This is a genomic window from Alteriqipengyuania lutimaris, from assembly GCF_003363135.1.
GTDB classification, from domain to species: domain Bacteria; phylum Pseudomonadota; class Alphaproteobacteria; order Sphingomonadales; family Sphingomonadaceae; genus Alteriqipengyuania; species Alteriqipengyuania lutimaris.
In genome coordinates, this window is sequence record NZ_QRBB01000001.1 from 1,111,931 (window position 1) to 1,124,577 (window position 12,647).

At 66.0% G+C, this 12,647-nt stretch carries 16 protein-coding genes; 8 read left to right on the plus strand and 8 right to left on the minus strand.

What is annotated here, in order from left to right:
- Positions 1-38: 38 nt before the first annotated feature.
- The 5 genes from DL238_RS05530 to uvrB form a co-directional block, all read right to left on the minus strand.
- On the minus strand, positions 39-569 hold the full coding sequence (locus DL238_RS05530; protein ID WP_115491350.1) for a CIA30 family protein: 531 nt from the start codon (positions 567-569) through the stop codon (positions 39-41).
- 20 nt (positions 570-589) lie between these two features.
- On the minus strand, positions 590-895 hold the full coding sequence (locus tag DL238_RS05535) for a HigA family addiction module antitoxin (RefSeq protein ID WP_115491351.1): 306 nt from the start codon (positions 893-895) through the stop codon (positions 590-592).
- Entirely contained in the window at positions 882-1,106 is a 225-nt protein-coding gene (locus DL238_RS05540; RefSeq protein ID WP_115491352.1) for a type II toxin-antitoxin system HicB family antitoxin, read from the minus strand. The genes DL238_RS05535 and DL238_RS05540 overlap by 14 nt, the downstream gene beginning before the upstream one ends.
- Positions 1,103-1,357: a type II toxin-antitoxin system HicA family toxin gene (locus DL238_RS05545; protein WP_115491353.1), complete on the minus strand. Its 255-nt coding sequence runs from the start codon at positions 1,355-1,357 to the stop codon at positions 1,103-1,105. The genes DL238_RS05540 and DL238_RS05545 overlap by 4 nt, the downstream gene beginning before the upstream one ends.
- A 411-nt stretch (positions 1,358-1,768) precedes the next feature.
- Entirely contained in the window at positions 1,769-3,946 is a 2,178-nt protein-coding gene (gene uvrB / locus DL238_RS05550; protein WP_115492783.1) for an excinuclease ABC subunit UvrB, read from the minus strand.
- Between the two features lie 102 nt (positions 3,947-4,048).
- Between uvrB and DL238_RS05555 the strand changes: the two genes are divergently transcribed.
- From DL238_RS05555 to DL238_RS05565, 3 genes are all read left to right on the plus strand, one after another.
- Positions 4,049-4,591, plus strand: coding sequence for a DUF3617 domain-containing protein (locus DL238_RS05555; RefSeq protein WP_115491354.1), 543 nt, complete (start codon positions 4,049-4,051; stop codon positions 4,589-4,591).
- Between the two features lie 52 nt (positions 4,592-4,643).
- A complete protein-coding gene (locus DL238_RS05560) occupies positions 4,644-5,144 on the plus strand; it encodes a DUF3617 family protein (RefSeq protein ID WP_115491355.1) in 501 nt (166 codons plus the stop codon).
- Positions 5,145-5,299: 155 nt separating this feature from the next.
- On the plus strand, positions 5,300-6,070 hold the full coding sequence (locus tag DL238_RS05565) for an esterase/lipase family protein (protein ID WP_115491356.1): 771 nt from the start codon (positions 5,300-5,302) through the stop codon (positions 6,068-6,070).
- Between the two features lie 12 nt (positions 6,071-6,082).
- Here DL238_RS05565 and DL238_RS05570 read toward each other — a convergent pair whose 3' ends face one another.
- The gene (locus DL238_RS05570) at positions 6,083-6,763 is read right to left on the minus strand and encodes an extensin-like domain-containing protein (protein WP_115492784.1); all 681 of its coding nucleotides are present in this window, start codon (positions 6,761-6,763) and stop codon (positions 6,083-6,085) included.
- 132 nt (positions 6,764-6,895) lie between these two features.
- On the opposite strand from DL238_RS05570, the gene DL238_RS05575 reads away from it, so the two are divergent.
- Positions 6,896-7,681: an SDR family NAD(P)-dependent oxidoreductase gene (locus tag DL238_RS05575; protein ID WP_115491357.1), complete on the plus strand. Its 786-nt coding sequence runs from the start codon at positions 6,896-6,898 to the stop codon at positions 7,679-7,681.
- Between the two features lie 11 nt (positions 7,682-7,692).
- On the plus strand, positions 7,693-8,442 hold the full coding sequence (locus tag DL238_RS05580) for a hypothetical protein (protein WP_115491358.1): 750 nt from the start codon (positions 7,693-7,695) through the stop codon (positions 8,440-8,442).
- Positions 8,443-8,445: 3 nt separating this feature from the next.
- Here DL238_RS05580 and DL238_RS05585 read toward each other — a convergent pair whose 3' ends face one another.
- The gene (locus DL238_RS05585) at positions 8,446-8,832 is read right to left on the minus strand and encodes a VOC family protein (protein WP_115491359.1); all 387 of its coding nucleotides are present in this window, start codon (positions 8,830-8,832) and stop codon (positions 8,446-8,448) included.
- Between the two features lie 83 nt (positions 8,833-8,915).
- Between DL238_RS05585 and DL238_RS05590 the strand changes: the two genes are divergently transcribed.
- Genes DL238_RS05590 through DL238_RS05600 form a run of 3 tightly spaced genes read left to right on the plus strand, consistent with a single transcriptional unit; the run spans position 8,916 to position 10,889 of the window.
- A complete protein-coding gene (locus DL238_RS05590) occupies positions 8,916-9,251 on the plus strand; it encodes a metalloregulator ArsR/SmtB family transcription factor (RefSeq protein WP_115491360.1) in 336 nt (111 codons plus the stop codon).
- Positions 9,248-9,916, plus strand: coding sequence for an SdpI family protein (locus tag DL238_RS05595; RefSeq protein ID WP_115491361.1), 669 nt, complete (start codon positions 9,248-9,250; stop codon positions 9,914-9,916). The genes DL238_RS05590 and DL238_RS05595 overlap by 4 nt, the downstream gene beginning before the upstream one ends.
- 1 nt (position 9,917) lies before the next feature.
- The gene (locus tag DL238_RS05600; protein ID WP_181883835.1) at positions 9,918-10,889 is read left to right on the plus strand and encodes an alpha/beta hydrolase; all 972 of its coding nucleotides are present in this window, start codon (positions 9,918-9,920) and stop codon (positions 10,887-10,889) included.
- On the opposite strand, the gene putP is transcribed toward DL238_RS05600, so the two are convergent.
- Entirely contained in the window at positions 10,890-12,377 is a 1,488-nt protein-coding gene (gene putP / locus DL238_RS05605; RefSeq protein ID WP_115491362.1) for a sodium/proline symporter PutP, read from the minus strand.
- Between the last annotated feature and the right edge of the window lie 270 nt (positions 12,378-12,647).

The following is a 12,647-nucleotide window of genomic DNA, read 5'->3' on the forward strand; positions in this document are numbered from 1 at the left end:
GCGGCGCGGTAAATCCACCTGCGGCCTGCGCCTGCGGGCTATGCGCAGGCCTCGATCCGTCTGAGCTTCATCGCGAAGGGTCCGTCGATCCCGTCGGCGATAATCAAGCCGATGCTATGCGCGTTTTCCGGCGCGAAAGCGGGCGCGTCGACCTGCTGCCCGAAGAGCGAGGTCTCCATCTCGCCCAGATCGACGACCGCGACGGACCAGTCCCCGTCGCTCTCTCCGGCCGTCAAAGGAGCCCGATAGGCAATGCGCCGCCCGCGCGTCCTGGCATCGGAGCGCAGCGTCGCTTCATAGGTGCGCCCATCGCCCGAATAGACGATCCGCAGGGTCCGCGCCCCGGCCATCACGCCCTCGGGCACCGCGCGCCGCAGCGAGGTGAAGCCGCCGCCGTCGGTGTTGATCGTACCGGTGAAGGAAAGCGCGTCGTCGACCTGCTCGATGTGGCCCTTGGAGAGGCCACCCATCACTCCGTCGTTGATGATTTCCCACAGCGCGAACTCGTCAGGGTCGGTGAAATCGACCAGCGTGCGGCAGGTCCCGGGGTCGATGTCGACGAGGCTCATGGCGAGGGTCGCGGAAAGTATCAGGCCGCCCGCGGCGTGATGCGGTCCAGCTCGCCGTTCAGTGAGCGCTTGGCGGTGCGCAGTTCGGCGCTGGCTTGCAGGCGCAGGAAAAAGCCTTCCGACATGCGGAAATAGCGCGAGAGACGCAGGTCGAGTTCACCATCGACCCGTTCGCTGCCATCGATCACGGAGACCAGACGCGCCTGATCGACCTCGATAGCATCCGCCAATGCGGCAGCATCGAGTTCCAGCGGTTCCATGAATTCCGACAAGAGCAGCTCCCCGGCATTGGGGATGGGCAGCCAGTCGGGATTAACCAGCGGCATAGATGGCGGGTCGATAGCGCGGTTCAGGCACGGGCAGGTCGCGGTCACGCGCGACCTCCAGCCAGCCCTGAATAGCATCGTTGATATTGGCGATCGCTTCGCTGCGGGTATCGCCATGCGCAGAGCAGGGCTTGAGATCGGGAACGTCCGCGATCCAGCACTCGTCCTCAGCGGACCAGAACAGATTGATATGGTAATGGGGCTCGTTCACGGCTCGATATATAGGCCGTGTTCCTCCACCAATTCAAGAAATTCGCGGACCTGATAGCGCTTTGCGTCCTTGCCGGTGGGCTGAACGGGGAAGGGTCGGCTGAGCTTGGGATGGACGTATTGACGATGGCTCCCGACCGTTCGGGCATGCTCGAACCCGAAAGAGCTCAGCAGCTTCTCGAAATCGCGAAAGCTGATGCCCGCGCGAGGGTTGGCGAGCAATTTCGCGTAAAGTTTGTCTGGACGGGTCATGGCTGTCTCTTGAACTGAAGGAAAAACCGACAGCTCGTGAAGTGGTGGTCAGCCGAGCAGTGCATCTGTGAGGTGATCTTCAACCAGATAGGTAGAAAATATGGTTGTCCGGGCGACCGGTCAAGCTTGCCGATCCGGTTGTTCCCAAGGGCAGCGGCCATGCAGTACCGGATCAGGTAGAGGGCTGGATGCCGAAACAACTTCGGCGTGACAGTGGAGGGAGGGGCGCTCACTTCTTCTCGCCGAGCGACTTGCCGATCTGGATGCCCGCAAAGGTGAAGCCGCCCGCGAGCATAATGATGGCGACGATCAGGGAGACGATTTCGAAAGGGGTCATGACTGCCTCGTTGAAGGTTCTGCCACGAACATATGAACTTTCGCAGTGGGGCGTCTACTTGACGGCTTTACGGGTCACTTGCCCCACTTTTTCTGCGTCCGCCCGTATCGCAGTTTGCGCGTCCCCGGCTTGCCCTCGTTACTCCGCCCCACGCGCGCAGCCTTCTGCTCTCCCTCCGGCAACCCAAGCTCGTCGGCCTCCAGCGAACGGATCTCGTCGCGGATACGCCCTGCCTCTTCGAACTCGAGGTTCGCGGCGGCTTCGCGCATCTTCTTTTCGAGGTCCTCGATGTAGGCGCGCAGGTTGTGGCCGACGAGCGGCATCGCCTCGTCCTCGGGTTCGCCATCCTCGCCCTTGGTCGCGTGGGCGGTGATGTCGGCGATGGCGCGGCGGATGGTGGTCGGGGTGATCCCGTGTTCCTCGTTATACGCGCGCTGCTTCTCCCGCCGCCGGTCGGTCTCGGCCATGGCGCGTTCCATGCTGCCCGTGATGCGGTCGGCGTAGAGGATCACGCGGCCATCGACGTTGCGCGCGGCGCGGCCGATGGTCTGGATCAGCGAGGTTTCGGAGCGCAGGAAGCCTTCCTTGTCCGCATCGAGGATGGCGACCAGCCCGCATTCGGGAATGTCGAGGCCTTCGCGCAGCAGGTTGATCCCCACCAGCACGTCGTAGACGCCCAGCCGCAGGTCGCGGATCAGCTCGATACGCTCCAGCGTCTCGACGTCGGAGTGCATGTAGCGGACCTTCACGCCCGCTTCGTGCATGAACTCGGTCAGGTCTTCGGCCATCCGCTTGGTCAGCGTGGTGACGAGCGTGCGGTAGCCCTTGGCGGCGGTCGCCTTGCACTCCTCGATACAGTCCTGGACCTGGTCCTCGACCGGTCGGATCTCGACCGGCGGGTCGATCAGCCCGGTGGGGCGGATGACCTGTTCGGCGAAGACGCCGCCGGTCTGCTCCATCTCCCATCCGCCCGGAGTTGCGGAGACGGCGAAGGTCTGCGGGCGCATCGCGTCCCACTCGTTGAACCGCAGCGGCCGATTGTCGATGCAGCTGGGCAGGCGGAAGCCGTATTCGGCCAGCGTGATCTTGCGGCGGTGGTCCCCACGCGCCATCGCGCCGATCTGCGGCACGGTCTGGTGGGACTCGTCGACGAACAGCAGCGCGTTTTCGGGCAGGTATTCGAAGAGCGTGGGCGGCGGCTCGCCGGGCAGGCGGCCGGTGAGGAAGCGCGAGTAGTTCTCGATCCCGTTGCAGCTGCCGGTCGCGGCGATCATCTCGAGGTCGAAATTGGTGCGTTGCTCCAGCCGCTGGTGTTCGAGCAGCTTGCCTTCCGCCTCCAGCTCCTTGAGCCGTTCGGCCAGCTCGAACTTGATGGCTTCGGCGGCCTGTTTCATCGTCGGCCCGGGCGTGACGTAGTGCGAGTTCGCATAGACCCGCACCTTGTCCAGCTTGGTGCCGGGCTTGCCGGTCAGCGGATCGAATTCGACGATTTCCTCGATGTCGTCACCGAAGAACGAAATCCGCCAGGCGGTGTCTTCGAGGTGGCTCGGGAAGAGCTCGAGATTGTCGCCGCGCACGCGGAAATTGCCGCGCGCGAAGGCGACATCGTTGCGCTTGTATTGCAGCGCGACGAGCTTGCGGATCAGCTCGCGCTGGTCGACGCTCTCGCCGGTCTTGATGTCGAAGATCATCGCCGAATAGGTCTCGACCGAGCCGATACCGTAAAGGCAGCTGACCGAAGCGACGATGATAACGTCGTCGCGTTCGAGCAGCGCGCGGGTGGCCGAATGGCGCATCCGGTCGATCGCCTCGTTCACCGAGCTTTCCTTCTCGATGTAGGTGTCCGACCGGGGCACGTAGGCTTCGGGCTGGTAGTAGTCGTAATAGCTGACGAAATACTCGACCGCGTTGTTGGGGAAGAAGCTCTTGAACTCGCCATAGAGCTGTGCGGCGAGGATCTTGTTGGGCGCGAGGATCAGCGCGGGCCGCTGCAGTTCCTCGATCACCTTGGCCATGGTGAAGGTCTTGCCGCTGCCGGTGACGCCGAGCAGCACCTGCGTCTTCTCGCCGCCCTCGGCCTCACGCACCAGTTCCTCGATCGCGGTCGGCTGGTCGCCTGCCGGCTCGTAGTCGCTGACGAGTTCGAAGCGCTTGCCCGGCATCGACTTTTCGGGGCGCGCGGGCTTGTGCGGCGTGAAGTCGCCGGTTGTGTCGGGCTCGTCGAGCCCTCTGCGGATTACGAGTTCGGCCATGTCGCTCATATTGGCGCATCGCCCGCCCGTCGCAATGGCAGTTGAGGGGTGAGGCGCGCAGGCGTAGAACGAATGGCGGCAATCCGGATGGGGAGAGAGACAATGCGAACCATGCTTTTCATCACCACGGCGGCATTCGCGCTGGCCGCGTGCAGCGATGGCGGTGCCGACGCCGACAAGGACGGCACGATCACCGGCGAAGAAATGGCGGCCGAGGCATCCTCGGGCGAGAGCATCAGGATGCGTGCGGGCGAATGGGAGAATACCATCGAGGTCACCGAATTCGATATTCCCGGCGTCCCCGAGAACATGAAGGACATGATTGCAGGGCAGATGGGCCAGTCGATCACCAGCACCTCGTGCATCACGGCGGAGGAGGCGGACCAGCCCGATGCGAGCTTCTTCGGCGGCGAGCGGAACGACGATTGCAAGTACGAGGAATTCGACCGAACGGCCAACAAGCTGACGCTGCGGATGACCTGCGCGACCGGGGATGGCGGCACCGCCAAGGTGGCGATGGATGGCGAATTCGGCGAGGACAGCTTTACGCTGAGCATGGACAACACGGTTTCGGGGACCCCCGGCGGCGATGTGACCATGAAGGGCACCGTTTCGGGCCGCCGCATCGGCGATTGCCCCGGCTGATAGCGCCCGCTAACGCCCGCTCCTCGGCAACCGGAAGCGGGACATCTCGATCATGCGTATCGCATCGCTGGGCGGACTGGCCCTGTGCTTGATCCCGCTCCTTTCGGGCTGCGGTGAGACGCCGTACGCTCCCGAGGTCGGGGAGGACGCGCCGCTGGAGGGCGACATCCGGTTGCAGCCTGGCCTCTACCGGATGCAGATCACCATCGGCGGCCCGCAAGGCGGCCCGACAGGCAGCCAGTTCGCCGACGATACGACCTGCCTCACTGCCGAAGACGTCGCGGGCGGGAATCGGGACATGCTGCTTGCCATGCAGGGGCGCGGTTCCTGCCGCTTCGAGACCTATAATCTCGACGGGGAGACGCTCGACGCGGTGATGGTCTGCGCGGGCGACGGCTTCCAGCCGGAGACGACGGCGCGGATTTCCGGCACGGTCACCCCGACGGCGACCGACCTGACGATGAGCGTGGAGGGCTTCGGCGAGGGCGCCGGGGGTGTCGAGATGCAGGTCGCGAGCGAGCGGATCGGCGATTGTCCCGCGGACGCGGAATGACCCGCGCGTCCCCGCCGGACGGCGGATGAACCAAACCAACATATGCTGTTCCGGAAACCCTAACCCGAAAATGGCATTGTGAGAGTGTGCGCATACAACTTCCGACACTGCGGCCGACCGCACAGGAAGCGTCCCCATCGGGCGCGATCCTGGGCGTGCCTGGCTTCACTGCGCTCGCCGACAGCGAATGGGCGCGTCGGCTCGAGCTCGCGCGCGAACCCGATCCCGACGGTGCGCGCAGCCCCCGGCTCTGGTACCTGATCCGCGAACTCGGCTACCTTCTCGAACCCTTGCGGCGGCTGTACCGCAGTCTGTTCAAGCCTTTCCGCCTCGCACAGGCCGCACGCCCCCGGATGGTGATGATCCTGCCCGGCTTCGGCACCAATCCGATCAAGATGCGCTACTTCGCCCGCCGGCTCGAAGATGCGGGACACACTGTCAAGCGCTGGGGCTGCGGCTATAACTGGGGCTTTTCGGACGAACTGTTCGGCCAGCTGGAAGAGCGTCTGCTCGACCTGCACTCACGAGCCGGTGAACCCGTGGTGCTGGTGGGATGGAGCCTCGGCGGGCTCTACGCACGGGAACTTGCCAAGCGGCAGCCGGACGCCGTCGCCAAGGTGATTTCGATGGGCTCGCCCTTTTCCGGGTCCCCGCGCGCCAACAATGTGTGGCGGATCTATCAGATGGTCGCCGGTCACCGGATCGCCGATGTGAAGCTCGCCGGTCAGCTTTCGAGCAAGCCCCCGGTCGAGACGGTGGCGCTCTGGAGCCCGCGCGACGGTGCGATCGACCCGCGCTCCGCCGCAGGCTATCCGGGCGAGCGTGACCGGGCCGTGGCGCTGCGATGCAGCCACATGGGCTTTTCCTATGCGCCCGAGGCGATCCGCGCGGTGGCGCGGGAAATCGATCGGGCCGCCACCGTCTGATCGCCGCCGACATCAGCGACAGAAGCTGCCGCCGCCGACTTCCAGATGGAGATGGTCGGCATGGGCGGCATCGTAATCGGGGCTGAGTACGGTCCCGAAACGCTTGCAGGCGCTGTCGCGCACCACGCGCAGGAACTCGCGTTCGTCCGCCGTGCCGCCGCTCCAGTCGCCATCCACCACGATGCGCCGCCCGTCGGCCAGCACGAAGGCGGCAACGTCGATCGCCTCGGCGCGCGCATGCGCGGAGCGGCGCGTGCTGCCCGCCACGTTGCGGCACGAATAGCTGCCGTATGTCTCGATCCGCGCCAGCGTTGATCCGAGATAGGCGCGCGCCGCGCGATCCACGCCGTAGCGTGTCCATCCGGCGAATGTGCTCGCGGTCTCGCAGGTAACCGGGCCGAGGTTGTCGGTGGCAAAGCTGCCGACATCTCCCTGCAGCCCGCTCAGCGTGACCGAATCGATCTGCGTGCAACCCGGCGCGTCGAAGCGGTTGGGCAGCGGTGAGTAGGTCGCCCCGGTGGCGCTCAGCCGCGCGAGGCATTGCTGGCCCGGAACGCTGGGAGCCGGCCCCGACCCGCGATTGATCGTCGGCGGGATGCGCCGATTGTCGCCGCTATCGCCCGAGGGAAGCAGCTGGCAGCCCGACAGCGCGACGAGGCACACAGCGGGCAGGAGGGGGCGAAGGACACGCATGACGAATCCGATATTGCGCATGATGGCTTAACGCTCGCCGAAGATGCGACCGACGAGAGGGGGCGGACGAACGGAAACATTCGCCCATCCGGCCTGTTGCTAGAGCGAACACGCAATTCGAAAGGACACGCCATGCAGCGCTTCACCGACCGGACGGTCATCGTCACCGGCTCTTCCTCTGGCATCGGGGAGGCCATTGCCCGCCGCTTTTCGAGCGAAGGCGCGAACGTTGTCCTCAACAGCCGCAGCCGCGAGGATCTGGAGGGTGTCGCAGCCGACCTCGACGAGAAACGCACGCTGCTGGTCGAAGGCGACGTCTCCAGCGCCGATTTCGCGAACGGCATTGTCGGCAAGACGATCGAGACGTTCGGCGGGCTCGACTGCCTCGTCAACAATGCAGGCACCGCCGCAGCCGGCCCGCTTGCCGAGGCGAGCGACGACGACATCGACAAGGTCATCGACATCAACGTGAAGGGCCTCCTCTACCTATGCCGCGCCGCCATCCCGCACCTTGCCAAGAGCGATGCGCCGGGCGGCGGCACGATCATCAATACGTCGAGCGTTTCGGGCACCGGCGGCGACTGGACCATGCCGATCTACAACGCGAGCAAGGGCGCGGTGACCAACCTGACGCGCGGGCTCGCACAGCAACTGGGCGGACAGGGCATCCGCGTGAACGCGGTGTGCCCCTCGCTCACCCGGACCGCGATGAGCGAAGGCATACGCGACGACGAGCAACTGCTCGAAGCGTTCGTCCAGCGCATTCCGCTCGGTCGACCGGGCGAACCCGACGACGTGGCGGGCGTGGTCGCCTTCCTCGCCAGCGAAGACGCGCGCTTCGTGACCGGCGCGAACATTCCCGTCGATGGCGGGGTCAGTGCGTCTAACGGCCAGCCCAATTTCCAGGCCTACCAGTAGGATCGCTCGGCATGGGGGAGGGGATCGAGGTCTGGCCGACCTTTGCCATGGCGCTCGCCTTTTGCGGCGTGCACCTGTTCGTCGGCCGCCTGCGCTTCCTCGAGGTCACGCCGCGCAGCCGCTGGCTCAGCTTCGCAGGCGGGGTCGCGGTCGGCTACGTCTTCCTGCACGTGCTGCCCGAACTCGCCGCGCATGTTTCGACCTTCGAGCGTGCGATGGGGCTCGATGCGGCTGCGGCGGAGGGGTGGATCTACGCGCTCTCGCTCCTCGGGCTGGCGCTGTATTACGGGGTCGAGCGCGCGATCGTGGCCAGCCGCAACGAACGCCGCGCCGACGACACGCCCGACAGCGGCGTCTTCTGGCTCCATATCGGCGCCACCTCGGTGCTCGTCGCGATCATCGCCTATCTGCTCAATCACCGCGAGGATGCCTCGGCGATCGGCCTGGCGCTCTATTTCGGGGCGATGGTGCTGCATTTCGTCACCGCCGATTTCGGCACGCGCAGCCACCATCCCGAGATATACGACGCGCGCGGACGATGGGTGCTCGCCGGCGCGACGCTGGCCGGGTGGGCGACGGGCCTGCTGGTCGAGGTGTCCGAGCTCGTCATCGGCGGCCTGTTCGCCTTCGTCGGCGGCGGCATCATCCTGCTCGTCCTGAAGGAAGAGCTGCCCGAAGAGCGGCAGAGCCGCTTCGTCCCCTTCGCGGCGGGCGCGGGGGCCTATGCCCTGCTGGTGCTGGCCGAGCGCATCCTCGTCTGACGCCTAGCGCGCAGCAATATCCTCGGGCGTCTGGACCTGTTCCCACAGCTCGATTTTCACGCCATCGGGGTCGAGCAGCCAGGCGAACTTGCCGTAGCCTTCGTCGACGGCCCCGAGGATTTCGACGCCCTTGGCCTTGAGCTGTTCGACCATGACATCGCAATCGTCGACGCGCAGGTTGATCATGAAGCCGCCCGTGCCGGGCTTGACATACTGGTCGTCGGGGAAGTGGCTGATGAGCGAGTAGGGCTTCTCGTGCGGTTCATCCGCCCATGCGAGCTGGGGGCCGTATTCGCCGCTCAGGCCGAGCGTCTCCTCGTACCATCGCCGCGTCGCCGCAGGGTCCTTCACCACATAGAAAACCCCGCCGAGGCCCGTCACTTTCGCCATATCCCGTCCTCCTGAAGCCGCGCCCGCCGCAGATCCTATACCCAGCCTTGACGAATGCAATTTAGGCATTTAGCTAAATGCCTATGAACAAGGTCTTCGATGCACTGTCGCACCCTATCCGGCGGGAAGTGCTCGAACTGCTCAAGTCGGGCGGGATGACCGCGGGCGAGCTCGCCGATCGCTTCCCGGTGTCCAAGCCGACCATGTCCGGCCACTTCGCCAAGCTGAAGGAGGCGGGACTGATCCACGGCGAGAACCGCAAGGGATCGGTGGTCTACTCGCTCAACATGTCGACGCTGGAAGAGGCGCTGCACGGTTTCATGGGCCGGGTCGGGATCGGCGCGGTGCCCGGCACCGCGCAGGATGCCTCCGCGTCGACGACCGGGCGCGACCCGACCGAAGGAAAGGAAAGCACATGAAGATCCGATCGCTGCTGATCGTCAATCTGCTGGTCGTGGCCGCGATGTCCGCGTTCGCCCTCTGGGCTGCCGGGATCGCGCCGGAGGAAATGGAGCTTCCAACCCACTGGAATGCCGCCGGAGAGATCGACCAGACCATGGCACCGCTGCCCGCGCTGCTGATGCCGGCCGGACTCTCGCTGTTCGTCGCGCTGGTCTTCGCAGTCACGCCCATGCTCGAGCCCCTGCAGCACAAGCTGGAAGGCTCTGCTCCGCTGCTGCGCGCGGTGTGGATCGGGACGATGGCTCTCGTGGTGGCGATCCAGGGCATTATCGCCGCACCGATCTTCGGCTATTCGCCCGGCGCGGGCGCGATCCTGGTGCTGGTCGGCTTGCTGTTCCTGGTAACCGGCAACATGCTGCCCAAGTCGCGGCCCGGCTTCTTCGTCGGGATCAGGACCCCGTGGACCATCACCGATGCGGACAACTGGGTGGCGACCCACCGGCTGGGCGGCAAGCTCTTCATGCTCGCCGGGATAACGCTGGTCCTGGTCGGACTGCTCGACGTGCCCGCAGATCTGCGCATGGTCGCCATGCTGGGCGGCGTGTTCGCTGCCGCCCTGATCCCCATTGCCTATAGCTGGTGGTTCTGGCGCACCAGCAACCGGTCCGGAAAAGGAGCCTGAGATGCGCAAGCTCGCCACATTCGCGGCTGCCCTGATGCTTTCGACAGCGGCGGCTGCTCCATTGGCCGCGCAGCAGACGATCACGACGACCCACGCCGGGTTGCAGGGCGAACTCGCCGGAACGCTCGAAGGCGACCCTGCCGAGGGTGCGCCCGCGGTCCTGATCGTCCCCGGTTCGGGTCCGACCGACCGCGACGGCAACAGCCCTCTGGGTGTCGCGGCGCAGAGCTACAAGCTGCTCGCCGAAGCGCTGGCGCAGCGCGGCATCGCATCGGTCCGGATCGACAAGCGCGGCATGTTCGCGAGCGCGGGCGCCATCCCCGATCCCAATGCCGTCACCGTTGCCGATTACGTTGACGATCTGGAGGCATGGTCCGACACCATCGCGCAGCGCACGGGCGGGCATTGCGTCTGGCTGCTCGGCCACAGCGAGGGCGGCCTAGTCTCGATGGCGGCAGCGGCGAAGGACCCTGCGCGCTATTGCGGGCTGCTGCTGGTCGCGAGCCCGGGGGTGAACACGGGCGACGTGATCCGCGCGCAGCTGGCCGCGAACCCGGCGAACGCGCCGATCTTGCCTCAGGTCGACGAGATCATCGCGAAGCTGAAGGCGAGCGAGAACGTCCCGCTGGGCGAGATGCATCCCGGCCTGATCCCGCTGTTCGGGCCCCAGGTGCAGGGCTTCGTCGGCAGCATGCTGCGTCTGGAGCCTGCCGAGCTGATCGCGAAGCACGACCTGCCGGTGCTGATCCTCAACGGGCGCGAGGACCTGCAGACCCCCGCCGCCGATGCCGAAGCATTGGCTGCGGCGCGGCCTGACGCGACGCTGGTCCTGCTCGACGGTGTGAACCACGTGCTCAAGCAGGTGCCAAATGGCAGCCGCGCCGAGAACATCGCGAGCTATTCGGACCCCGAGCTGCCGCTCGCCCCCGGCGTGGCGGAGGCGATCGCGGACTTCGTGGCGGCGGAGCGCTAGCTAGGTCGCTTCGGCGACCATGTAGCGGCCCAGATCCTCTTCCTTCGTCGCGAGGCTGACGAGGACGATCGCAACCATCGCCGCGATGAAGCCGGGGATGATCTCGTACACGCCCGGGCCGCCCATGAATTCGGCGTTCCATCCCTGCGAAATCCAAATACCGACCGTCGCCGCGCCGACGACCAGGCCCGCCAGCGCGCCCGTGCCGGTCATCCGCGGCCAGGTCAGCGCGAGCAGGATCAGCGGTCCGAAGGCCGCGCCGAAGCCCGCCCATGCATTCGCGACCAGACCCAGCACTTCGCTCTCCGGATCGCTCGCGACCCAGATCGCGGCGAGCGCCACCAGCAGCACGCTCACCCGGCCCACGTTCACCGCCTCGCGCTCGCTCGCATCGCGGCGCAGGAACAGGCGGTAGAAATCCTCGGTCAGCGAGCTGGAGCTGACCAGCAGCTGCGAGGAGATCGTGCTCATGATCGCGGCCAGCAGCGCGGCGAGCAGGAAGCCGGTCACCAGCGGGTGGAACAGCAGATCCGCCAGCACCACGAAGATCGTCTCCGGATCGTCGACCACGATCCCGTTGCGCTCCGCATAGGCGCGGCCGGCGAGCCCGATGCCGAGCGAGCCGAGCAGGCACACGAACATCCACGCCAGCCCGATATTGCGCGCGGTCGCCACTTCGGGGACGGAGCGGATCGCCATGAAGCGCACGATGATGTGCGGCTGCCCGAAATAGCCGAGGCCCCAGGTCACCGCGCTCAGGAACCCTATGAAGGTCAGCCCCTGCGTCAGGCTGAGGAAGCCAGGCTGGATGTCGGTCAGGCTGTCGCCAGCGCTCCCGCCGGGGCCGAACATCACCACCAGCGGCATGACGACCAGCGCCAGCAGCATGATGACGCCCTGCACGAAGTCGGTCAGGCTGACCGCGAGGAACCCGCCGACCATCGTATAGGCCAGCACCACGCCCGCGGTGATCCAGATGCCGAGCATGTAGTCGCTCATCCCCACATCGGGCAGCAGCGCGGGGAAGGCGGTCTCGAACAGCTTGCCCCCGCCGACCAGCCCGGCCGCCGAATAGACCATGAAGAACACCACGATCACGATCGCCGAGACGACGCGCAGCGCGGTCGCCTGGCTGGGGAAGCGGTTGGCCATGTATTCGGGGATGGTCAGCGCGTTGCCCATCCGCTCGGTCTGTTCGCGCAGGCGCGGGGCGACGACGGTCCAGTTGACGACCGCGCCGACGAACAGCCCGATCCCGATCCACGCCTCGACCAGCCCCGCGGCGTACAGCGCGCCGGGCAGGCCCAGCAGCAACCAGCCCGACATATCCGATGCGCCCGCGGAAAGCGCCGCCACCCCGGGCGACAATCCGCGCCCGGCGAGCAGATACCCTTCCGAGGTATCGGTCGATTTTTTCCAAGCAAATAGCCCGATCGCCAGCATCAGGACGAAATAGGCCGCGAGTGAGATAAGGACGCCTGTCTGCATGGGCGCGTTGCCTAACGCAGCTTTTCCGATTTGACCACAGGGAGCCGGGAAGTGCCTCACGCAGGGTAAGATGCGGGGTGATCTGTGAGATGGCAGCGCGGATGTTGCGCGAAACGCATCGGCCCAAACACATCGAGCACGCGCAGGCCCCGGTTTTGCGGCCCAAACGCGCCCGCGCGTAGGGTTTCTGACACACCTGACACAGTGTCTAGAGGCAAAAAACCGATCGACCGGCGAGGGGCGGCTGATCGACCCGGTCGATGGCCGGGC

What these genes read in the sequence shown, in the direction of transcription:
- DL238_RS05585 (WP_115491359.1), bottom strand. Translation starts at nt 8,832, where the DNA reads ATGGCGAAAGTGACGGGCCTCGGCGGGGTTTTCTATGTGGTGAAGGAC.
- uvrB (WP_115492783.1), bottom strand. Translation starts at nt 3,946, where the DNA reads ATGGCCGAACTCGTAATCCGCAGAGGGCTCGACGAGCCCGACACAACC.
- DL238_RS05545 (WP_115491353.1), bottom strand. Translation starts at nt 1,357, where the DNA reads ATGACCCGTCCAGACAAACTTTACGCGAAATTGCTCGCCAACCCTCGC.
- DL238_RS05560 (WP_115491355.1), top strand. Translation starts at nt 4,644, where the DNA reads ATGCGTATCGCATCGCTGGGCGGACTGGCCCTGTGCTTGATCCCGCTC.
- DL238_RS05595 (WP_115491361.1), top strand. Translation starts at nt 9,248, where the DNA reads ATGAAGATCCGATCGCTGCTGATCGTCAATCTGCTGGTCGTGGCCGCG.
- putP (WP_115491362.1), bottom strand. Translation starts at nt 12,377, where the DNA reads ATGCAGACAGGCGTCCTTATCTCACTCGCGGCCTATTTCGTCCTGATG.
- DL238_RS05590 (WP_115491360.1), top strand. Translation starts at nt 8,916, where the DNA reads ATGAACAAGGTCTTCGATGCACTGTCGCACCCTATCCGGCGGGAAGTG.
- DL238_RS05570 (WP_115492784.1), bottom strand. Translation starts at nt 6,763, where the DNA reads ATGCGTGTCCTTCGCCCCCTCCTGCCCGCTGTGTGCCTCGTCGCGCTG.
- DL238_RS05580 (WP_115491358.1), top strand. Translation starts at nt 7,693, where the DNA reads ATGGGGGAGGGGATCGAGGTCTGGCCGACCTTTGCCATGGCGCTCGCC.
- DL238_RS05530 (WP_115491350.1), bottom strand. Translation starts at nt 569, where the DNA reads ATGAGCCTCGTCGACATCGACCCCGGGACCTGCCGCACGCTGGTCGAT.
- DL238_RS05600 (WP_181883835.1), top strand. Translation starts at nt 9,918, where the DNA reads ATGCGCAAGCTCGCCACATTCGCGGCTGCCCTGATGCTTTCGACAGCG.
- DL238_RS05535 (WP_115491351.1), bottom strand. Translation starts at nt 895, where the DNA reads ATGCCGCTGGTTAATCCCGACTGGCTGCCCATCCCCAATGCCGGGGAG.
- DL238_RS05555 (WP_115491354.1), top strand. Translation starts at nt 4,049, where the DNA reads ATGCGAACCATGCTTTTCATCACCACGGCGGCATTCGCGCTGGCCGCG.
- DL238_RS05575 (WP_115491357.1), top strand. Translation starts at nt 6,896, where the DNA reads ATGCAGCGCTTCACCGACCGGACGGTCATCGTCACCGGCTCTTCCTCT.